Origin of the sequence: Methylococcus geothermalis (assembly GCF_012769535.1) — a bacterium.
Classification (GTDB): domain Bacteria; phylum Pseudomonadota; class Gammaproteobacteria; order Methylococcales; family Methylococcaceae; genus Methylococcus; species Methylococcus geothermalis.
The window spans coordinates 2,873,859-2,894,468 of record NZ_CP046565.1 but is presented as its reverse complement, the minus strand read 5'-3'; the positions used below and the strand labels follow the sequence as shown (position 1 = coordinate 2,894,468).

Annotated in this window: 20 protein-coding genes; 11 read left to right on the top strand and 9 right to left on the bottom strand. The window is 62.3% G+C overall.

What is annotated here, in order from left to right; all coding sequences use genetic code 11:
* Window positions 1-132: 132 nt before the first annotated feature.
* On the bottom strand, window positions 133-2,661 hold the full coding sequence (locus GNH96_RS13425) for a heavy metal translocating P-type ATPase (RefSeq protein ID WP_169604134.1): 2,529 nt from the start codon (window positions 2,659-2,661) through the stop codon (window positions 133-135).
* On the opposite strand from GNH96_RS13425, the gene GNH96_RS13420 reads away from it, so the two are divergent.
* Window positions 2,660-2,800, top strand: a complete 141-nt coding sequence (locus GNH96_RS13420; RefSeq protein WP_169604133.1) for a hypothetical protein — start codon at window positions 2,660-2,662, stop codon at window positions 2,798-2,800. The two genes, GNH96_RS13425 and GNH96_RS13420, sit on opposite strands and share 2 nt — an antisense overlap.
* 43 nt (window positions 2,801-2,843) lie before the next feature.
* Here the strand turns inward: GNH96_RS13420 and GNH96_RS13415 are convergent, their stop codons facing one another.
* Both GNH96_RS13415 and cax (GNH96_RS13410) read right to left on the bottom strand, forming a co-directional pair.
* Window positions 2,844-3,185 (bottom strand): hypothetical protein, encoded by a 342-nt coding sequence (locus GNH96_RS13415; RefSeq protein WP_169604132.1) that lies wholly within the window; start codon window positions 3,183-3,185, stop codon window positions 2,844-2,846.
* Window positions 3,186-3,434: 249 nt separating this feature from the next.
* A complete protein-coding gene (gene cax, locus GNH96_RS13410) occupies window positions 3,435-4,502 on the bottom strand; it encodes a calcium/proton exchanger (protein WP_169604131.1) in 1,068 nt (355 codons plus the stop codon).
* Window positions 4,503-4,711: 209 nt separating this feature from the next.
* Here cax (GNH96_RS13410) and cax (GNH96_RS13405) point away from each other — a divergent pair, with 209 nt between their 5' ends.
* The gene (gene cax / locus GNH96_RS13405; RefSeq protein ID WP_169604130.1) at window positions 4,712-5,797 is read left to right on the top strand and encodes a calcium/proton exchanger; all 1,086 of its coding nucleotides are present in this window, start codon (window positions 4,712-4,714) and stop codon (window positions 5,795-5,797) included.
* A gap of 4 nt (window positions 5,798-5,801) precedes the next feature.
* Here cax (GNH96_RS13405) and GNH96_RS13400 read toward each other — a convergent pair whose 3' ends face one another.
* Entirely contained in the window at window positions 5,802-6,974 is a 1,173-nt protein-coding gene (locus GNH96_RS13400; protein ID WP_169604129.1) for a cytochrome-c peroxidase, read from the bottom strand.
* A gap of 246 nt (window positions 6,975-7,220) precedes the next feature.
* Between GNH96_RS13400 and GNH96_RS13395 the strand changes: the two genes are divergently transcribed.
* The 4 genes from GNH96_RS13395 (at window position 7,221) to GNH96_RS13380 (ending at window position 10,668) form a co-directional block, all read left to right on the top strand.
* Window positions 7,221-8,738 carry a hypothetical protein gene (locus tag GNH96_RS13395; protein ID WP_169604128.1) on the top strand — a complete coding sequence of 506 codons (1,518 nt, stop codon included), beginning with the start codon at window positions 7,221-7,223 and terminating at the stop codon, window positions 8,736-8,738.
* Window positions 8,739-8,762: 24 nt separating this feature from the next.
* A complete protein-coding gene (locus tag GNH96_RS13390; RefSeq protein WP_169604127.1) occupies window positions 8,763-9,461 on the top strand; it encodes a hypothetical protein in 699 nt (232 codons plus the stop codon).
* 83 nt (window positions 9,462-9,544) lie between these two features.
* A complete protein-coding gene (locus GNH96_RS13385) occupies window positions 9,545-10,135 on the top strand; it encodes an FMN-binding protein (protein WP_228719868.1) in 591 nt (196 codons plus the stop codon).
* Window positions 10,132-10,668 carry a hypothetical protein gene (locus GNH96_RS13380; RefSeq protein ID WP_169604126.1) on the top strand — a complete coding sequence of 179 codons (537 nt, stop codon included), beginning with the start codon at window positions 10,132-10,134 and terminating at the stop codon, window positions 10,666-10,668. The genes GNH96_RS13385 and GNH96_RS13380 overlap by 4 nt, the downstream gene beginning before the upstream one ends.
* A gap of 4 nt (window positions 10,669-10,672) precedes the next feature.
* Here GNH96_RS13380 and GNH96_RS13375 read toward each other — a convergent pair whose 3' ends face one another.
* Window positions 10,673-11,494, bottom strand: a complete 822-nt coding sequence (locus GNH96_RS13375; protein ID WP_169604125.1) for a hypothetical protein — start codon at window positions 11,492-11,494, stop codon at window positions 10,673-10,675.
* Between the two features lie 170 nt (window positions 11,495-11,664).
* Between GNH96_RS13375 and GNH96_RS13370 the strand changes: the two genes are divergently transcribed.
* From GNH96_RS13370 to GNH96_RS13350, 5 genes are all read left to right on the top strand, one after another.
* On the top strand, window positions 11,665-12,549 hold the full coding sequence (locus tag GNH96_RS13370; RefSeq protein WP_267313375.1) for a cation diffusion facilitator family transporter: 885 nt from the start codon (window positions 11,665-11,667) through the stop codon (window positions 12,547-12,549).
* A gap of 116 nt (window positions 12,550-12,665) precedes the next feature.
* On the top strand, window positions 12,666-13,553 hold the full coding sequence (gene cysM, locus GNH96_RS13365) for a cysteine synthase CysM (RefSeq protein WP_169604123.1): 888 nt from the start codon (window positions 12,666-12,668) through the stop codon (window positions 13,551-13,553).
* Between the two features lies 1 nt (window position 13,554).
* Window positions 13,555-14,886 carry a 23S rRNA (uracil(1939)-C(5))-methyltransferase RlmD gene (gene rlmD / locus GNH96_RS13360; protein WP_169604122.1) on the top strand — a complete coding sequence of 444 codons (1,332 nt, stop codon included), beginning with the start codon at window positions 13,555-13,557 and terminating at the stop codon, window positions 14,884-14,886.
* 15 nt (window positions 14,887-14,901) lie between these two features.
* A complete protein-coding gene (locus GNH96_RS13355) occupies window positions 14,902-16,407 on the top strand; it encodes a hypothetical protein (RefSeq protein ID WP_169604121.1) in 1,506 nt (501 codons plus the stop codon).
* 180 nt (window positions 16,408-16,587) lie between these two features.
* On the top strand, window positions 16,588-16,830 hold the full coding sequence (locus GNH96_RS13350; protein ID WP_169604120.1) for a hypothetical protein: 243 nt from the start codon (window positions 16,588-16,590) through the stop codon (window positions 16,828-16,830).
* Between the two features lie 94 nt (window positions 16,831-16,924).
* Here GNH96_RS13350 and GNH96_RS13345 read toward each other — a convergent pair whose 3' ends face one another.
* The 4 genes from GNH96_RS13345 to GNH96_RS13330 form a co-directional block, all read right to left on the bottom strand.
* Entirely contained in the window at window positions 16,925-18,454 is a 1,530-nt protein-coding gene (locus tag GNH96_RS13345) for an AAA family ATPase (RefSeq protein ID WP_169604119.1), read from the bottom strand.
* A 204-nt stretch (window positions 18,455-18,658) separates the two neighbouring features.
* Complete coding sequence (locus GNH96_RS13340; protein WP_407658829.1) at window positions 18,659-19,054, bottom strand: cupin domain-containing protein; 396 nt, start codon at window positions 19,052-19,054, stop codon at window positions 18,659-18,661.
* 101 nt (window positions 19,055-19,155) lie between these two features.
* Complete coding sequence (locus GNH96_RS13335; RefSeq protein ID WP_169604118.1) at window positions 19,156-19,734, bottom strand: beta-class carbonic anhydrase; 579 nt, start codon at window positions 19,732-19,734, stop codon at window positions 19,156-19,158.
* A gap of 41 nt (window positions 19,735-19,775) precedes the next feature.
* A complete protein-coding gene (locus GNH96_RS13330; RefSeq protein WP_169604117.1) occupies window positions 19,776-20,420 on the bottom strand; it encodes a DUF938 domain-containing protein in 645 nt (214 codons plus the stop codon).
* Window positions 20,421-20,610 lie beyond the last annotated feature (190 nt).

The following is a 20,610-nucleotide window of genomic DNA, read 5'->3' as shown; positions in this document are numbered from 1 at the left end:
GTGAAAGCCGCTCAGCGTATACCCCGGCCAGCTTTCCCCACTTGTTCCATGAAGAGGGCCGGGTGAGGGAGGCGGCCCTGGCAGGAGCCGCCATGACCGCCCGTTGTTCCGGGGCTGGCGGAAGCGTGCTTCTCATGCCGCGAGCGCGTCCTGTCTGCCGTCGTCGGCATCCTCGATACCCGTCGCCGTGCCCGCGGTTTCCATGGTGACGGCGGCATCAGGGATTCCGGTTCGGCCCACATTATCACAGCCCGCACGCTTCAATTCGAGTTCGAGCTGATGGCGCCGTTCGGCTTCCAGGAGGGCGACCTTTCGCATGGGCAGCAGGCCGTTGGCGAGCGCCGCGAGCGCCGCGACATTGTTGGTGAAAACCGAGGCCGCCACGCCGAAGCCGAGGGTGAACACGCCGAGGACACAGGCGACATTGGGGGCGATGATCATGGCCCAGCTGCGGGCGATATTGCGGTCCAGCTCCCGTGAAATATCCCGCAGTTCGCAAAGTTTGCCCAAGCCCTGTTCCAGGAACACGATGTGGGCGGTATCCGTGGCGATGGAGGTGGCGCCTCGCAGCGAGATCGACACGTTGGCCTTCTTCAGGGCGATCGAGTCGTTGATGCCGTCGCCGACGAAGCAGACGGTGCGGCCTTCCTGTTGCAGCCTTTCGACATAACCGGCCTTGTCCGCCGGCAAGACCTGGGCGAAGTAACGGTCCATGCCGAGCTCTTCGGCCAGTTTGCGAGTGGGCGCTTCGTGGTCGCCGGAAATGATCGCCAGATGCTTGACCCCGCGGGCCCGCAGGCCGGCGACGATCTGCTTCACTTCGGGCCGGACCGCGGCCCGGAGTTCCAGTGCTCCGCCGATCCGGTCTCCGATCGCGACCATCACCATCGTATAGCCTTCGAGATGGGCGGCATCGAGTGCTTCCTTGATCGCCGGGGTGAGGGCAATGCCCTCCATCTCCATGAAGCGGGGGCTGCCGACCCGGATTCGGTGGCCGTTCACCCCGACATCGATGCCGTAGCCGACCTTGTACTGGGTCTCGTCGGTCGCCGGCAGCCCGATCCCCCATTCTTCCGCCTTGTTCAGGATCGCCAGGGCGATGGGGTGATGGAATTTCTGTTCCGCCGCCGCGGCATACATCAGCACCTCGCTTTCTTCGAACCCCTTCGCGGTGATGACCCGGCCCACCTCCGGACATTCCCGGGTCAGGGTGCCGGTCTTGTCGAACAGAACGGTGTCGATCTTGCCCATGAGTTCGAGCGCCCGGCCATCCTTGACGAGGATGCCCTTTTGCGCGCACAGCGCCAGCGAAGACAAGAGGGCAAGCGGCGCCGCCATGCGGATGCCGGTACCCAGGTCGCTGTTGAGCGCGGCGACGGCGCCGCCCGGACCGATGGCCGCCATGGCGACGCCGCCCACGACCAGCGTGGGAAGGGCGGCCTGATCCGCCAGCTTTTCTCCCCGGTGCTGGGAGGAGAGCTTGTAGCCCGCGGTGTCGTTCAATATCTGGCTGATCTTGGAGGAGGCGGTTTCGCTGCCGGACTGTTCGACCGAAACGAAGATCTTGCCGGCGACCATGATCGTGGACGCGAAGACCCTGTCGCCCACGCCCTTTTCGGCGGGGGTGGATTCGCCGGTCAGAGCATGCTGGTCGATCATCGCCATACCTTCGACGATATGGCCGTCCACCGGCACGGTATCGCCGGTATGGACGGCCACGATGTCGCCTTTCTGGACTTTGTCCATGGGCACTTCGATCTCGACGCCGTCCTTGACCAGCCAGACGTAGCGAGGCTGCTTCCCGAACGCATTGAGCAGCATCTTCTTGGAGTTGTCTTCGGTTTTCTTGACCAGCAGCCGGCCGAAGGACAGGCACCAGGCCAATACCGCGCCGGGCAGAATCTGCAAGGTGCCCAGGCAGCCGAGTACCACGATGGAATCCAGAAAATCGCAGCCGATCCGCTTTTCCTTGAAAACGAGTTCGTACGCACCCTTGAAGCAAGGGATGGCTGTGTAGGCGAATACCGCCGCCGACACCGGGAGCAAGGCCGGAACCGCGAACTGCGCGGTCGCCGCCAGCGGGACGGACAGGGTGCAGATGGTCAGGTCGAGATCGAGTTTGTCCAGCTCCTCCTGGTGTTCGGCGTTCTCCAGCGCGCTGTCGAGGATCTCGATGAGATTCGATGGGCTCAGCCGGCGCGGATCATAGTCGATTTGCACCGTGCAGCGCAGGGAATGCGTCTTGTAGCGGTCGATGCCGAGCACGCTCATCAGTTCGCGCTCGATGGCCTGGCAGAGGTTGTTCTTGCGATAAAGGACGGGATTTTTCAGCCTGATCGAGCCGGTCTTGTCGTTCACGACCTGCCAGCCCGTCACCCTCTTGCCGAACCGGTGATAATGCACGACGCCGTGGCGGTCGCGCGCGGTGATCATCGGTGAGATCAGCGGAGCGGTTTCGCCTTCGGCCGGCATGCCGTTTTCGTCCACCAGGCAATCCGCCACCTTCCACAGCACTTCTTTCGCGGCATGCCGCGTGGCGTCGAAATGGAGCTCTGCACGACAGGCCGGCGCCGTTTTGATCGTCGCTCCCCGGATTTCCGGTACCAGGAATACTCGCCGCAAGAAAGCCCGGCAAACCGGGGTGTCCGGATCGCCGAACATGGCCTGTCCCTGGATTGCAACCGTTCCGGGCGCCGGAAATGAGATCGTGGTGCTGGAGCCGATGGGGGGGTTCGACGCGCTGGTGTTCGAAGCGGGATGGGGCATTATCAACAGTCCTGATCGAATAACAATTTTCTGATGATTCCTTTGACGAAGAAGCGTCATCGCGCCCCGTGTGCGGCTCAGGCGCCGGAGGCGGGCGCGGAAATTTCCTTGGCTTCGTTCAGCGCATCGAGAGCGGCGCGGCCGCCGTCGATGAATCCTTCGACGATGGGGTTGTCCTGGGGGATGGCGCGGGCGACGAAGACGGTGCCATAGACGATGCCGTAGGACACCATGTAAGAACTGGTGTAGGCGAAGCGCGACAACGACCGGCCCACGTCCATGCCGGCCAGCTTCTCTCTCACCTTGGCCGCGTCTTCGGTCGCGTTCTGCACGGCGTCGCGCATCGCGTCCGAAATCGATTTCAGCGCTTCGGCTTCGCCGGCATCGGTGCTGGTACTGTTCGCGGTTTGATCTGCCATGGTATCGGATGCTCCCTTAGAAGTTTGACATGCTCTTTTTGACGGACGGGCCGGCCGTTGGAAACCGGCTTTGACATTCATTCTCAGGCTAACACGCATTTCCGGCGAAAGCCAAGGTCGAGACGCCGCTGACGAGCCGATTTAACCTTTCTGTCACGGTTTGGCGCTGCCTTCAAAATGATCCGCACGAGTATCCGCAAGCCTCGTTAAGGTTTCGTTGGAATTTCATGTCCGTTTTCGGTCCTTGGATCAAGGCGAAGGCGCATAAAAAAAACCGATGCCGAGCATCATGTAGACTCCGATCAACATCACGCCTTCGAGCCAGGTCGAGGTATGGTCGCCCAGCAGGTTCCTGGCGACCATCACCGACAGGATGATCCCCACGAGTTCGAACTGGGTGAACAGCAGGTCCATGTTCATGCCCATGAGGTTGCCGGCGATGACGAGGACGGGAGCGACCAGCAGCACCAGTTGGGTCGTCGCGCCGAGGTTGACCGATAGGGCGAGGGTCATCTGGTTCCTGTAGGCGAATGATGTCGAATTCATGAACTGAGCCACATTGCCCACGATGGAAAGCAGAAACACGCCGGCAAACACGGGAGTGAGGCCGATGGCGTCGGCTGCGTCGTCGATGGAGTCGGTGAGCGCATCGCTCACGACCGCCAGGACGATGGCGACTCCGCCGAGCACCCAGAAGGCGGTGTTGCGGCTCCATGCCGGCCTCTCGTCCTTGGAGGATTCCCCTTTTTCCTCCAGCTCGGCTTTGACGGCAGCGGCACCGACGGCCGGCCGGTGTGTGACCAGGGTATAGATCATGCTGGCGAGATAAACCAGAAACAACACGACGGATATTTCCAGGCTGATTTCCTGGTCGGGCTTGGCGCCGAACTTGAATACGGCGGGGATCACGAGGCCGAACGTTCCGAGCATCAGCAGTGCACCGTTGACCGACACCATCTCGCTGTCGAAGCTCTGGCGGGGCTTGCGCAGCCCGCCGGCGAGCAGGGAAAGTCCCATGCCGAACAGCAGGGTGCCCATGATGGACCCTGCGATCGATGCCTTCAGGATGTCGATCAGGCCGTTGCGCAATGCGGAAATGCCGATGATCAGCTCGGGTGCGTTGCCCATGGTTGCGTTCACCAGTCCGCCGTAAGTGGGCCCCAAATAGTCCGACAGGGCATCCGTGGCTTTTTCCATCAGACCGGCCAGGGGAACAATGGAAAGGGCGGAGCAGAGGAAAACCAGGATCGGATCGGCATGGTACCAATTGAGCGCAATGGCTACGGGTATCAGCGCAAGCAGCCAGTTCAGGTTCATCGGCAGCCTCATGCAGGCAATAAAAATTGAGTTAACCAACGACCCATGATCCTCAGTTGCTGGTCGTGGCGATACGGATCGTCGCAGCGGTGCCTGGAAGGTATATCACGACTATTTCACAAATCGCACGATCATACCGACGGCGTACAATGTTTTTTTCCGAAAGGGATTCTTGGTCAAAAGTTCGCAATGAGCCTGGGGAGCCGAGTGTGAGATTGAACTGGTTGCTGATATTCGTTCCGATCGCGTTGGGTCTGGACTGGAGGGAGGCCGACCCCATCGTGGTTTTCCTGGCTTCGGCCTTGGCGATCGTGCCCCTCGCGGGCCTGATGGGCGATGCCACCGAAGCGCTCGCGAGCTACCTGGGACCGACTTATGGTGGCTTGCTCAGCGCCACCCTCGGCAATGCCCCAGAAATCATCGTGGGGCTGTTCGCGCTTCACCAGGGGCTGGTGGATGTCGTGAAGGCCTCGCTTACCGGTTCCATCATCGGAAATTTGTTGCTGGGCCTGGGACTGTCCCTGTTTGCCGGCGGCGTAAAATGGGGCGAGCAGGAATTCGACTCCAGGACCGCTCGCCGCAACGCCGGTTCGCTAATGCTGGCGGCGATAGCGATGATCATCCCCGCCGTCTTTCATTTCAGTGCGCGTTCGGACGAGGAAATCAGCGTCCACATCGCGGCAGTGCTCTTTTTCGTGTACTGCGGCAGCATCATTCTGACCCTGCGAAGCCAGAAGGCGGTTTTCGGCGTCGCGGCGGCCGCGGAGGAGCTCGAAGAGAAAGGCAAGGCCGAGCCGGAGCCGTTGGGCGGCGAGCTAGGATGGAGCAGGAACCGTGCGCTTACGGTCCTCGCCGTGGTGACCATCGCCCTGGGCATCATGAGCGAAATCATGACGGACGCGATCCAGCCGGCGGCTGATGCGATGGGGCTGACCCCGCTGTTCGCCGGCGTCTTCCTGCTGGCGATGGTGGGTAACGCCGCCGAAACCTTCAACTCGATCCGGTTCGCCCGCTCCAACCATGTGGAACTGGCTTTGGGTATCACCGTCGGGGCCAGCACCCAGGTTGCTCTGCTGGTCGCCCCCGTTCTGGTGTTCTTCAGCATGCTCATCGGACAGGACATGGACCTCCTGTTCTCCCCGTTCGAGATCGTCGCCGTCATGCTCGCGGTCGTGGTCACACGCGACCTGGTCCGCGACGGCCAGTCGAGCTGGTTCGACGGGCTATTGCTGATGGGCGTTTACTGCATACTGGCCATCGGCTTCTTCTACATCCCTGCGGCGCAACCCGCCTGAGCCTTCATTCCGGCTGGTAGCCGTCGGTCAGGGTCTTGAGGAAAGCGACCAGGTCGTCGACTTCCCTGTCGCTCAGGCCCAGATCGCCGAGTTCGTCGCGATTGACGTTCTGGCTGACCTCGGGCGCCGGCCAGCAACCCAGTCGCTCGGCTTCGGCTTCGGTCACGAGTTCATTCCAGCAGGTGGGGCGAACGTCCCGGGTATTGTAGAAATCCACCACGGAGCGCAGGGTGCTGAAATAGCCGTTGTGCATGTAGGGCGCCGTGAGCGCAATGTTGCGAAGCGTCGGCACTTTTAGTTTTCCGTTTTCCCAGAACTTGCCCACTTGTTTACCGAGTCCCTGGTCGACGAAGGCAGGGCCATCGGGATTCAGCTTCGACGGAAGGGCATAGAACGGATTGTCCGGGTTCTTGGGCACGCCGAGGTTGTCGTAGGTGTGATCCGTGAACAATGGCGGGGTGCCGTTCGCGCTCGGCCTGCTCGGATGACAGGCCGCGCAATGGCCTTTTTTTTCGGACTCGAAGACCACCAGCCCCCGCATTTCCTGCGGCGTGAGCCTGACTTTCCCCTTCAGGTAGTAATCGTACTTGGAATCGAACCGGGCGAATACCGGGGATCGCTCGAAGGCCGCGATCGCAGCAGCGATCCGGTCGTAGGCCTTGCGGGTATGGTCGAGCGAGCCGGGACCAAAGACTTCATCGAACATCCATGCATATTCCGCTTCCCTGACCTTGGTCACGACGGTCTGTTTGTCGGGATTGGCCATTTCCACTGGATTGAGGAATGGCCCTTTGGCCTGGTCCTTGAGCGTCGACGCGCGTCCGTCCAGGAACTGTCCTCCCACGAAGAGGCGCAGGGTGGTGTCGTAATGGAATGGCGGGGTGTAGGCGGCGTAGGTCACGGTCGGCGCATTGCGGTTGCCCTTCAGCGTCGCCAGCACGCCATTGGAGGTCGGTTGATTCTTGTTCGGGTCGGTAAATGCCGAGTTCGGATCGTGGCAACTGCTGCACGACTGACCGGGCGGCGTGGACAGGTTGGCGTCGAAGAACAGCTTCTGTCCGAGTTGCGCCTTAAGGGAAAGACGCTTTCCGCCTGGCAGCGCGAGATCGTCCGATAAAGCGGGGTGGGAGGCGATCAAGCCGAAGATGCCTGCTGCCAAGGTGCGACGGTATTTCATTCCAGGTTCCCCCGATCTTGCGTCTGTAATTTAATGAGAACAATTCTCGTTACGAGGCTCGGCATGGTCAAGCATCGTAGTCGACCGCGACCCAGGTCCTGACGATTCGGCTTGGTTCATCGCCGTCAATGGACTCTTTCTGGCCGGGGGCGCTTGCATGATGTCCATGCTAATGCTAATGTACACGCAAACGCAAATCAATCGCATTTGTAGGCGCGTTATTTTTTCACAAGGGGAGAATCGCCAATGAGTGAACCAACAGCCAAGCCGAGCCCTCTTCGAACGGCTCTGTCCACGGCCCTTCTTTCGTACGGTCTCGCAGGAGCAGCGAATGCCGCCCAGAAGCTGCCCACGGTCGAGGATCTTTGGAAAGTGATTCAGCAGCAGCAGCAGGAAATCGAAGCGCTGAAGACCAAACTCGGCCAGACCGAGACCGTACAGAAAGAGGTCAAGCAGGAGGTACAGGATCTCAAGACGGCGAACAAGGCGGAGGCCACGGCCGAACCGGAAAAGCCGGGCGGCGCTGCAAGCAAGAAAAAGGCGAAATCGGAATCGGAGCGCAAGACCGACATCCTCGCGGCCGAGGTCGAGAAACTCAAGACTTCGCTGATCATCCCGGAAAAACGGGAGTACAAGAGCATGTACGGCATGGCGCCGGCGGCCTCGCAGGTGTACATGAACAAACGGGGCCTATCGCTCGGCGGCTACGGCGAATTCTTCTATACCAATTTCCAGAACGACGGGGTGAAAAAATCCCTGCAGGAAAAGAACACAGCCGACATGGCCCGGCTCGTCATTTATGCCGGTTACAAGTTCAACGACTGGATCGTGCTGAACAACGAAATCGAGTTCGAGCACGCCTCGACCGGCGAAGGGAGCGAAGAAAAGGGCGAGGTGTCCGTCGAGTTTTCATACCTGGATTTTCTGTTCGACCCCAGAGTCAATGCGCGTACCGGTCTGATGCTCGTGCCCATGGGCTTCATCAACGAAATCCATGAGCCTCTGTTCTTCCACGGCAACCGGCGTCCCGCGGTCGAGCAACTGATCATCCCGACGACTTGGCGGGAGATGGGCGTGGGGGTGCACGGCGAGATCGTGCCTGGCTTGGTTTACCGCGCCTACGGCGTGAACGGACTGAACGCCGAGGGCTTCGATTCGCTCGGCATCCGGGAAGGCCGCCAAGGCGGCAGCCAGGCCCTGGCGGAGAATCTGGCGTTCACGGGACGGGTGGACTACATGCCGCCCGAACTGCCGGGCCTGATGATCGGCGCCTCGACCTTCCTGGGCGACGCGGGGCAAGGCAATGTCTACATGACTGCGGCGGGCCCGCAGAAACCGAACGTGTTCACCCAGCTCTACGAAGGGCACCTGCAGTGGCATTACCGCGGCTTCGAATTCCGCGCGCTGGGCGCCTGGGGCGGCGTCGGCGACGCGGCGATACTCAGCGAGGCCAAAGGCGAGACGGTGGGCAGCTCCAATTACGGGTGGTACGTGGAAGGCGCTTACGACGTGCTGCCCTGGCTGTGGCAGGGGACCACCCAGTACCTCGCGCCGTTCGTGCGTTACCAACGCTACAATACCTTAGCGACCGTGCCGGACGGCTTCACCGATTACGACGGCCTCTACGACCAGCGCATCTACCAGGCCGGTCTCACTTACAAACCCATCACCAACATCGTCATCAAGGCCGACTACCAGAACATCAGTTCCGGGGCGGGGCAGTTGCCGGGCCAGTTCAACCTCGGTGTCGGGTTCATTTACTGAGCAATCCAGTCGAAAGGAAAACCCATGCTGTATCGCGGACTCTTATTGGCGGTGGTGGCGATTGCGGGCGTCGCTTGCTCGCCGGCGCCGGTCATCGACCAGTCGAATTTCTCGGACGTTTCGGGGCTCGAGCCGCCCCTGGGACAGCAAGCGCAGGCGCCAGCCGGCGGTCGAATATTCATGGTCTACAACTATTGGCACCGCAAGGGCGCCGTATTCACCGGCTCGAACCGGCAGGTGGTCGGCGAAGGCGCGGTCTTCGTCGACGCCGGCGATGCGGTCTTCCCGGCGACGGTGCAGAACGATCCGGTCTATTGTTCGGACAAGCTGCTGTACATCGATCCCTTGATCGGGGCCTACAAGACGGCCTGCTTCTCGGACGAAACGGGTGACGGTCTGTTCGACCACGTGCGGGTGGCGCCGGAATCGTCCTGGATCAAGCAACCGCTGTCGCCGCGGCTGCCCTACAAGACCCAGGAGATCGTGGTTCCGCACGGAGGCGCTTTCCGCTACGAGCTGATCTATCAGGGTTTTGCGAACAACACCCTCAGTCTGCGGTTCATGGAGTACAAGGGAGGCGATTTCGACCGACCCATGGTCACGCTGGACATGAGCTACGCGGTCGATGCCTTTCCGACCACCATCAGCTTCCGCAACCTGAAGGCTGAGGTGCTGGCGGCGGACAATCACAAGATCGTTTACCGCATCCTCAGTGGATTTTGACGTTTTCGTGACCCGGGGTGGTCCGTAAAACGCGGTCTTTGGTGTAGCATGGGCATGTAAATGACATTGAGGAGTATTTTTCTTTGCATAGCCAGTCCCGTATCTCCAGGATCGATCAGGGGAAAAAGAAGATCGCGTTTTTCGCCGGCCTGTTGATGGGCGCCTTGCTGGTCGGAGTCGTTCCCGGTGCCAGTGCAACGGTCTATCACAGTCAGGAGGAAGCTTTCGAACTGGCATTCGGCGTGGGTGTGCCCGTGACGGCGGAGCCGGTGTTTCTGACCGACGAACAGATGGCGGCGGTGGAGCGGGAAGCGCGGGTGAAGCTCGATTCGGGCCTTTTCACCTTTTATACCGCCGAGCGGGATGGCAAGTCCTTGGGATTCGCGGCCATCGAATCCCACACCGTGCGTACCCAGCCGGAAAGCCTGTTAATTGTGCTGTCCCCCGGCGGCGAGGTCGTTCGTGTGGAGGTGCTGGCATTCCACGAACCGCCGGAGTATCAGCCGGCGGCGCGGTGGTTCGAACAGATGAAGGGACGGTCGATCGAACAGCTGATACCGGGCAATGGCATCGACGCGGTCTCCGGGGCCACGCTGAGTTCGGTGGCGGCGCTGGCCAGCGTCAGGAAAGTCAAGGCAATTTTCAGGCAGGCGCATCCCGCCGGAGGTGAATGATGCGATTTTTCGTTACCGGAGAGCAGAATCGGCAGATGATGCTCAATGCCGTGGTGCTCTTGTTTCTGGGGTACATCGCTTTGTTCTGGATCAGCAACGGCCTGATGTATTTCCACAAGATGGGACTGACGGCGCAATCGGTCGTCGAGTACTACCTCGGCTCGCCGGAAAAATTCACCCAGCCCCGGAGTTACCAGAGTCTGCTGGAAGTGACGCATTTCCACCTGTTTTCGATGGGGATACTGGTGGTCACGCTCGCCCACCTGGTGCTGTTCACTCCCTTGCCTCCCAGCCTGAAAGTGTGGCTGACCGGCGTGACTTTTTTCGGCGCGGTGGCGGACGAACTGGCGGGCTGGCTGGTCCGTTTCGCCCATCCGGCGTTTGCCTACTTCAAAATCGGGGCGTTCCTGCTGCTGGAACTCAGCCTGGCGGCGCTGATCGTCGTCGTATCGTTGTCGCTTCTGGCCCAACGGTCGAGGCAGCGCCGGAAAGAAACGCCTCGTCCCGCCCAGGCCGTGACGGACATTGTCTGATTGCTCACCAGAGCTTCAGCTTCTTGGCCGAATAGCCTTCCGGAATGCCCACGACCCCGGCCGACAGGGCATCCGAGCTGATCTTGCTCAGCGTCATGGTGGCGGCCTGTCGGGACGAGGCATCGTGAAGCTCGACGGGGATGCCGGGATAGTCGCTGAGATTCACAGCCGGTAGCGGTCCCAGATCGACGTAGCGTGTCGCCGCGCCCTTGGCTTGATCGGCGATCCTGGACGAAAAAATCAGCATGGCGCGCAGGGTTTCGTAGTCCCCTACGGCAAGCTTGAGCGCTTCGGCCGAAGCGAGGCAGATGTCGCCCTTCTTGTCGCCACCCTGGCGCAACTCCACTTTGCTGCAGGCGATGCCGCCTTGAGTTTTTGCGGCGCCGGCCGGCGACAGGGTGATCGGCCTATGGTCTTCCGATTTCGCCGTGACCCGGTCCAGATCGACCCCGCCCAGCATGTCCGACCACTTGGCTTTTTGTTCCGGGGACACTTTCTTCAACTGTTCGCCCAGCCCGCGCAGCAGCGGCTGCACGTCCTGGACCTGGGAGGCAAGCTCGGCGACTCGCTGCTCGGTCACCGGCATGTAGGCCTGCTTGCGGTGATCGATCAGGAATGCCGCGTTTCGGCTTCGATTGAAAAGAATGTCCAGATTGCTATCGCCCCCCGCGGACTTGATCAGCACCTGGCCATCTTTGACGAACAGCGACTGCAGCGCTTTTTCGCCGCTGACCTGATATTGCAGAGTGCTGTCGGCGAAAGATGCGGCGACGGGAACGGAGGATACGATGAGTGCGCATGCGATGCGTCGGGAAATACTTGCCATGGAATGACCTGCTCGGATGACGGTAAAGCGGATGACTCGGGACGCTGAGCGACGCTGCCGGTACGGCAAATCCGTTAAAATAAGCGTTTTCGCGCGGCTTGGAGGCGGCGGTGTCTCACGACGACCACGAACATCATCATGCGGCTGATTCTACCGGATCACAAGGACGATTGATCTGGGCTTTGATCGTCACCGCGGGCTTCGTCGTTTTCGAAGCCCTGGCGGGGTGGAAGGCGAACAGCCTTGCCCTGCTGACCGATGCCGCGCACAACCTGAGCGACGTGCTGGCGCTGGGACTGAGCTGGTACGCGATGCGGCTGACCACGCAGCCGGCGCATGCCGCCAAGACTTTCGGCTACCACCGCGCCGGCATCCTTGCCGCCCTGGCCAATTCCGCCGGACTTGTGGTCGTTGCCTTGTACGTTCTCTATGACGCCTATGGCCGGCTGCAGAGCCCGGCCCCGGTTCAGGCCGACATCCTGATCGGGGTGGGCGGGGCGGCGCTGCTGGTCAATGCCTTCACCGCCTGGCTGGTCCATCACGGCAGCCACGACGACCTGAACATGCGCAGCGCCTTCCTGCACCTGTTGGGCGATGTGGTTTCAACCCTCGGCGCCATCGCCGCGGGCGTGGCGATCCGCTACACCGGCCTGTACTGGCTCGATCCGGCGGTCAGTATCCTGATCGCCCTGCTCATCCTTTGGAACGCCAAAGGGCTGCTGGCCGAGGTCATGGACATTCTGCTGGAGAGCACGCCGCGCGACGTGGACATGGGATCGATGGTGCGGGACCTGATGCAGGTGGAAGGCGTGCACGGCGTGCACCATCTGCACGTCTGGAGCATCTCGCGGCAGTTGCGCATGCTATCGGCCCATATCGTGACGGACGACATCCGGCTGAGCGAAGGCGAGGCGCTGCAGAAGCGGGTGACCCGCCTGCTCGGCAAACGCTACGGCATCGCGCACACCACGCTGCAACTGGAGTCCGAGAGCTGCCAGCCGGATCTCCTGTATTGCGACATCGCCAAGCCGAATCACCGCTATCACGAAGAATGAGCCGGTGTCGTGCGATGAACGGAGCGTTGACCCTTGGGCGGCTAATCCTTAGAAAATCGCTAAACCATTGCCGGCTACAATAGGATCATCCCAAGTTTCCACAGGCATCCTCCTCCATGTTTCCCACCATCGAATCCTTCGTCGGCAATACGCCGCTGGTGCGTCTGCAGCGGCTGCCCGGCGACACCGGCAACGTCATCCTGGCCAAGCTGGAAGGCAACAACCCCGCGGGGTCCGTCAAGGACCGGCCGGCCCTCAGCATGATCCGCTGTGCCGAGGCGCGCGGCGACATCAAGCCGGGCGACCGGCTGATCGAGGCGACCAGCGGCAATACCGGCATCGCCCTGGCCATGGCCGCTGCCATCAAGGGCTACCGCATGACCCTGATCATGCCCGACAACATGAGCGCCGAACGCAGGGCGACGATGAAGGCCTTCGGGGCCGAGATCATCCTGACGCCGGCGGCGGGCAGCATGGAGGCGGCCATCGATCTGGCACGGGCGATGGAGGCGCGGGGGGAGGGCAAGATCCTCGACCAGTTCGCCAACCCGGACAATCCGCGCGCTCATTACGAAGGCACGGGGCCGGAAATCTGGCGCGACACCCAGGGGCGGGTCACACATTTCGTCAGTTCCATGGGTACCACCGGCACCATCATGGGCACGGCGCGCTACCTCAAGGAGCGGCATCCGGCGATCCAGATCGTCGGCGTCCAGCCCAAGGACGAGGCCAAGATCCCCGGTATCCGGCGCTGGCCGCAGGAATACTTGCCGAAGATCTACGACGCCTCGCTGGTGGATCGCATCCTCGACGTGACCCAGGAAGAGGCCGAATCCACTACCCGCGAACTGGCGGCGCAGGAAGGCATCTTCGCCGGCATTTCCTCCGGCGGCGCGGTGGCGGCCGCCCTGCGCTTGTCGCGGGAAGTCGAGAACGCGGTGATTGCCGTCATCATCTGCGACCGCGGCGACCGCTATCTCTCCACCGGCGTCTTTCCTGAATAAGATGGGTCATCGAGGCAAAAGAAAGTCGCTGCCGGTCGAGCCGATCGCAGCGCACATCGAGTCCTTCGCCCACGACGGCAAGGGGATCGCCCACGTCGACGGGCGAGTGGTGTTCGTCGACGGCGCCTTGCCGGGCGAGGATGTCACCTTCGTCTACACCGAAATCAAGCGCGACTACGCCGCCGGGCGGGTGGAGGAGGTCGTGACGGCCTCGCCCGACCGCGTGCCGGCGCGATGCCAGCATTTCGCCCTTTGCGGCGGCTGCAGCCTGCAATATCTATCCGAGGAGGCGCAGGTCGCCCTGAAGGAGGATCTGCTGCTGGAGCAGTTTCGCCGCATCGGCAAGGTCGAGCCGGAGGGCTTGTTCCCGCCGCTGCAGGGGCCGCACTGGGGCTATCGCAGCCGGGCGCGCTTGGGCGCGCGCTATGTCGCGAAGAAAGGCAGGGAATTGGTGGGTTTTCGCGAGCGGTCCAGCGCCTTGATCGTCGACATGAAAGCTTGTCCCGTGCTGCATCCTGCCCTGGGCGAGCGCATCGAGGCTTTCGCCGAACTGATCCAGGGCCTTTCCGTGCGCCAGCGGCTGCCCCAGATCGAGGCCGCCGTCGGCGAGGCGCGCACGGCGCTGGTGTTTCGGGTGCTGGATGATCCAACCCCCGAAGACCTCGCGAGGCTCGCCCAGTTCGGCAGGGAGCATGGCCTGGATGTCTACATCCAGCGCCACGGGCGCGACTCGGTTGCGCCGGTCTATCCGGAGTCCGCGCACGACTTGAGCTACAGCCTGCCGGACTGGGACGTGACCTTCCGCTTCGGTCCCCTGGACTTCACCCAGGTCAACATGGCGATCAACCGCCAGATGATCGACCGGGTCATGCAGGTGCTCGATCCGCAGCCGAAGGAACGCGTGTTGGACCTGTTCTGCGGCCTGGGGAATTTCACCCTGCCGCTGGCGCGCCGCGCCGCGCATGTCACCGGGGTGGAGGGAGGCGAGGAGGCGGTGGCGCGTGCGATCCGCAACGCCGCGGATAATGGCATCGGCAACGTCGAATTCCACGTCGCCGACCTGTCCAAGCCGGAGCGCTGCGGCCCCTGGGCCGAGCGGGAGTACGACAAGGTGCTGCTCGATCCGTCCCGCGCCGGCGCCCAGGAAATTTTGCAGTGCGTGCCAAAGTGGAAAGCCGGGCGCATCGTCTACGTGTCCTGCAATCCTTCCACCCTCGCGAGGGATGCTGGCATTCTGGTCCACGAACACGGCTACCGTCTGCTTCAGGCCGGAGTGATGGACATGTTCCCGCACACCGCCCACGTCGAATCCATCGCTCTGTTCGAGCGCTGAACCTAGGTTTTCACCATGAAAAGACTGCTGCTCGCGCTGGCCGGCGCGCCCGGACTCGCCCTGGCCATTCCGGCCACGCCGGTGATGACGCTATACCAGTTCAATGGGCCGCTGGATATTCCGTACTACGACGCCGATGCCTTTCTGCGCAACGGCCCCGCGTCGCCGGCCGGGACGCTGAGCCAGGGCAGCTCGGTCATTCCCTGCCTGGTCTTGAAGAACGGCCAGCCGCTGGCCGATGCCAGCGGCACGCCGTATGTGGGTTTCAAGCTCGTCGTGGATTCCCGCACCGCCACGCCCGCCTCGGTGGAGACATTCAAGCAGGCCGTGGCGGAGCGCAAGGCCCTGGCCGTCGCCAATCATCATTGCGACGGCTCGGTCCGGCACGTGATCGACGTTCGCAAGCTCTATCCCATGGAAAAGGCGCCTTTCTTCGATCCGCCCCCGGCTCCGGCGCGCCGGCCGGCCAGGCCGGACCAGGGCGAGCTGGACCGGATCGTGAAGGCGTTCCACGACTCGCCCCCATGCGAAAGCGCCAATGGCGACCTGACCGGCCGCCGCTCCGCCCTGGCCCGCGCCTGGGATCAGTTCTCGCGGGCCAACCCCGGCCATTGGCCGGCGCGGGCGCTGGAGCAGGCCAGGCATCTGGACTACGTCATGCGCACCGCCCTGTTCGAAGGGCACCTGGAGCGTGGCTGTAACGCCTACGGTGCCTGCGAACGCAACATCATCGCCTTGTCCATCCGCAACCGCGGCAAGGAAGGCTGCACCCTCGGCCAGGGCTGTGGCGGGCCGGGGGATTTCGAGGGAGTGGCGTCGAAGCCCTCGCAATACAACATCTGGGACGAATACCTCACCCAGGTCACGGGCCTCACGGCCTGCTTCCTGCGCCAGGACTTGAGTCATGCCGAGCGCTACGCCAAGCTGCAGGCCATGTACGAGCAGAGTCTGCCCGACGTGCAGCGCATCCTGTTCGGCGACGATGCGGACCTTCGGGAAATCTTTCCCGGCGCCGCCCTCACGGACCTGAAGAGCCTCAAGCACTACTACCATGCTCCGGCCATGGGCAAATGCTTCCCCGGCCACGAGCGGGCGGAGTACATCTCCGGCGCGGTGGCCCGGAAGGGACGAGATTTCGCGCTCATTGCCAATACCCGGATTCAGGTGGAGGAGCGCGCCGACGGCGGCTACTTCTTCCAGGACTTCATCGTGACGCAAAAGGACGACCGGGACGAGATCACGATCGTCGACAACTACCCCGGTTTCCTCATCGACGCCCGCAAGATCGATCTCAAGCCTGCCGCCCGCTGCGTGCCCTACGGCATCCCAGCCGGCTGCGAAAGCGGCGAACCCGGGCGCTACCGTACCACACCGGCGTGGCTGAACTCGGGCAAATCGCTGGAGCTGCGCTGTCATCTCAAGGATCGCGGCGAAAACTGCCAGGCGCCCGCGGTCGACCAAACCGTCGGCGTCGGCGGCAGATGCGACACCCAGATGCGGCCGGTGGCGGGGGTGAAGTGATTTCCCGCCCGTATGCTTGCCGGTGATGCGACATTGCCGGCTTTGCGACAATGGATCATCCGGCCGGTCGCTCGCGGTGAATATGCAACCGTCTGTTGTACAAGCCTTTTTTCGGGATCGTCTCATGGCTCGGATCTTGCCTCCCATAGCGCGAGAACATTTTCCCTCAGAGGACCGATCATGGCGGTAGCACCAGGCTTTTTCGTGGATTGGAACGGCAACGCGCGTCGCACCGAAGACGCTGGCGGGGATTTCGTGGTCGACGTCGACACCGCTGCGAGATACGTCGCGCTTTACACCCGGAATGGGACCTTGATGCACGAGGCGACGTATTACAAGACCTTGGAAGACATGGAGAAAAAGGGCATCAAGGCGCCCTTGGTGGATGGCGCCACGCCTTGGGGTATGAAAAACGAGTGGTAGCTCCCGGTGTCCTTCCGGGCGCAGACCAGGAAGGGATCGCCGTAAGGGGACGACCCCATCCTGACTGCGGTAAAACGGAAAACCCGTTCCCGGCTCAGTGCGCAAACTCCGCGGGCGAGGCGCGCACGGCGCGGTTGTAGGCCCAGCTGCGGATATGGTCGACCTGCTCTTTCATGGTCTTGGACAGCGGTACGATCTTGCCGGCGGCCCTAAGCAGATCTTCCACCGTCACGTCGCGGTTTTCCAGGTGGGCCGAGGTCAGGGCCGACACCACGCACTGCTCCACCTCGGCGCCGACCCAGCCCTTGGTGATCTTGACGAGGCGGGTGAGGTCGAACGGGCTGGTGTCGATGCCACGGCGCTCCAAATGGATGCGGAAAATCTCGACCCGCTCGTCGTCCAGCGGCAGGTCGACGAAGAAGATTTCGTCGAAACGCCCTTTTCGCGTCATTTCAGCCGGCAGGAGGTCGATGCGGTTGGCGGTGGCGGCTACGAACAGGCCGCTGGTCTTTTCCTGCATCCAGGTCAGGAAGAAGGCGAAGATGCGTCCCTGTTCGCCGGAGGACTCGGTCGAATTGACGCCCATCTCGATTTCGTCGAACCACACCACGGCCGGCGCGATCTGCTCCAGCATGCGGCAGGCGGCGACGAAGGCGCCTTCGGCGCTGCCGTGGCGGCCGGAGAAGATTTCGGTCATGTCGATGCGGTAAAGCGGCAGGCCGAAGGTGGAGGAGATGGCCTTGACCGAAAGGCTCTTGCCGCAACCGGAGACCCCCATGATGAGCACGCCCTTGGGCACGATTTCGGCGCTGATGCTGTCGCGGAGCTGGAACAGTTCGCGCCGTTCCGTGAGCCATTTCTTCATGATTTCCAGGCCGCCGACGTTGTCGATCTTGGTGCCGTCGGCGACGTACTGGATCATGCCGGTGCGGTTCACCAGGAGGCGCTTTTCCTCGTACAGCGCGGGCAGTGAATCCGATCCCAGGCCGCCGCCCGCGGCGAGGGCGCGGCGGATGGCGTGGCGCGACTCGTCCAGGGTCAGGCCCTGCAAGGCCCGTGCGATCTGGGTCAGAGTCGCATCGTCGGTGTCGACGCTGCCGCCCAGCGCCTTGACGGCGGCGACTTCGTCCCGGAGGAAGTCGATCAGTTCGGCCAGATCCGGCAGCGTCAGTTCGATGTACATCATGCTCCGGCCGAGTTCCTCGGGAATATATCGGACCGGTGAGGAGATGATGACGAACTTGCCCTGGTCGAAGCAGGCGCCGTACAGGTCGCGCAGGCGGCGGCGGATGTCGGCCCGCTCGCGCAGGGGCTCGTGGAAGTCCTTGAGGTGGAACAGCGCCGGCCCCTGGTGCGCGGCGATGAAATCGAGCGCGGCGCGGGGATCGGTGGCGGAAGCGTCGGCCGTGCCATCGTCGCGGCGCAGTCCTTCGGTCAGGCTCCAGGTCCAGACCGGCACCTTGGCGCTGAAAAAGCGCTGTGCGGCGTCTTTCAGCAATCTCTCGACGCGCTGTTCTTCGGACGAGCGGATGTAGCTCAGCGGCCGCGCGGATTCGACGATCTCGCGCAACGCGGCGATGGAACGGCTTTCGGATTCGGTGTGGGAGGTGTAGGAGGATGTCATCGACGGTGTTCTTGCTTGCTTGATAGGGAGACGCGACTTGCGACACGGGGGAGCATGCCACGCGTCCGGAAAAGAACGGCGGATTGCCGGGCTCGACCGGAAAACGATAGGCGGTCGGGACAACGCAAGATGATACACCAGAGCGGTCCGCCAGGCGGTATGTCGCCGGCGGACCGGGTCATGAGATCGACGAGACGCTCCTCTTCATTTGGCCGCGGCGAGTTCGAATATCACCAGTTCGGCATCGCTGCCGCCGATGTTTTCGACGGTCATCGCGCTACCGGTTTCCCAGAACACGTCACCGGCGCCGTAGTCATGGCGTTCGCCCGCATCCTCCACCCGCAGTCTGCCCTGGAGGACGTAACGCGGGCCGGGGCCTTCGTGGGTATGGAGAGGCGTCTTGTAGCCGGGAGGAAACCGCACCCGGATGAGCCGGGTTTCGACCGTATTGGCGGGCAGCGTCACCGTTTTTTGCAACAGCATTTGCCGCGGCGCCGCTGCTGCAGGATCCTGCCCGGCAGCGGCCGGAGCGGAGCCGGCGCCGAAAACCGGCAGGCCCAGCATGAGGAAGAAGGGCATGGAACGGGGCTTTCTTGGCATGGTTGGCCTCCGATAAAAGGTGGCGGGCGTCCTGCCGATGGAACACCAAAGCAGCGACCCGGCCGGTGTTGGTTCCGGCCGGCTCCGCCTCTGGCTGTGGCCTATCCGGCCATTCCGGCCGCGGTCGCTTCCGGCACCTCCACCAGCCTACCGGTACGGACGTCGTAGATATAGCCGTAGATCGGGATGTCGGCGGGCACGAGGGGATGGCGGCGAATGCGGGTGACGTCCTCCAGCACGCTTTGTTCCTGGTTCTCGATGGTCAGCCAGTTGATGTACTTGCCCTCGGTGCTGCCGGGACCTTGACAGCAGTCGTGCCAGCCGCCGGCATCGATCGACGCCGTTTTCAGGCTGCTGGAAAGGAGGTCGACCATGACGTCGTTGGTGAAGGTTTCCATGCCGCAGTCGGTGTGGTGGATCACGAACCATTCGCGGGTGCCCAGCAATTTGTAGGAAATCACCAGCGAGCGAATGGCGTCGTCGCTGGCGCGTCCCCCGGCATTGCGGATGACATGGGCGTCGCCTTCGCTGAGACCGGCGTACTTGGCCGGATCGAGGCGGGCGTCCATGCAGGTGAGAATCGCGAAACGTCTGCCGGGCGGCATGGGCAAATCGCCCTTGTCGAAAGTGGATGCATAGCCTTGATTGGCTGCCAGTACTTCGCTGAGAATCTGCGACATGGTGTTATCTCTTCATGGTTGAGTTGTTATGGATAGAGGGATCAGGCGCGGCGATAGATCAAGGCAAAATCGTTTGAAGGCATATCGATTTCGTCGTCCAGTCTCATGCCGTTCCTACCGGCGGCGCGGTCCAACTCGGCGATGTCCTTCAACCCCCACCCGGCTTCTCCGGCCGAACGCAGTCTACGGTCGAATTCCTCGTTGGAAGCGGCCGTGAACCGACCGTAATCCAGGAACGGACCATAGACGAACAGGAGGCCATCGTCCGCCAGGACCTTGGAAGCGCATTTCATCATCCCGTCGGCAATGGATACCGGAGCGACCTGAAGGACGTCGATACAGTAAATGGCGTGGAACTCTTCACCGTCCGGCCAGGTGTGCGGTAGCCCCAGATCCAGCCGTCGCGGCTTGGCGACGTTGCGGAGCCCGCTTTGCCTGGTCCGCTCCTCGATGTGGGGCAGCACTTCTTCGTCCTTATCGGAGGGATGGAAGGTGAGATGGGCGAAATGCGGCGCAAAGTAGTGTACGTGCATCCCGCTGCCCGACGCGAATTCCAGCACCCGGCACTTTTTCCTGGGAAAGATGTCCCGGAGAACTTCGAGGATGGCATCGCGGTTCCGGAATCCGGCCCAGGCCATAGATGGGCTGAACGGATGCGGATCGAGCGGTGGTGTGTCCAAGTTCATGCCAGATAGTCTCCTCAGGGAAAGCGACGGTTGCGAGCATGCCATCCATCGCGGCTGGTCGCGCGCGTTAGCTACGGTGCAGGGGCTGTGCCAAGGCCTGTCATGGGTAAAATCAGTCGCTTACAAAATACTGCACCGGCAGGATGAGAAGATTGATTTCAATGAGTGAAATTGCATTTCACAAGTCTCG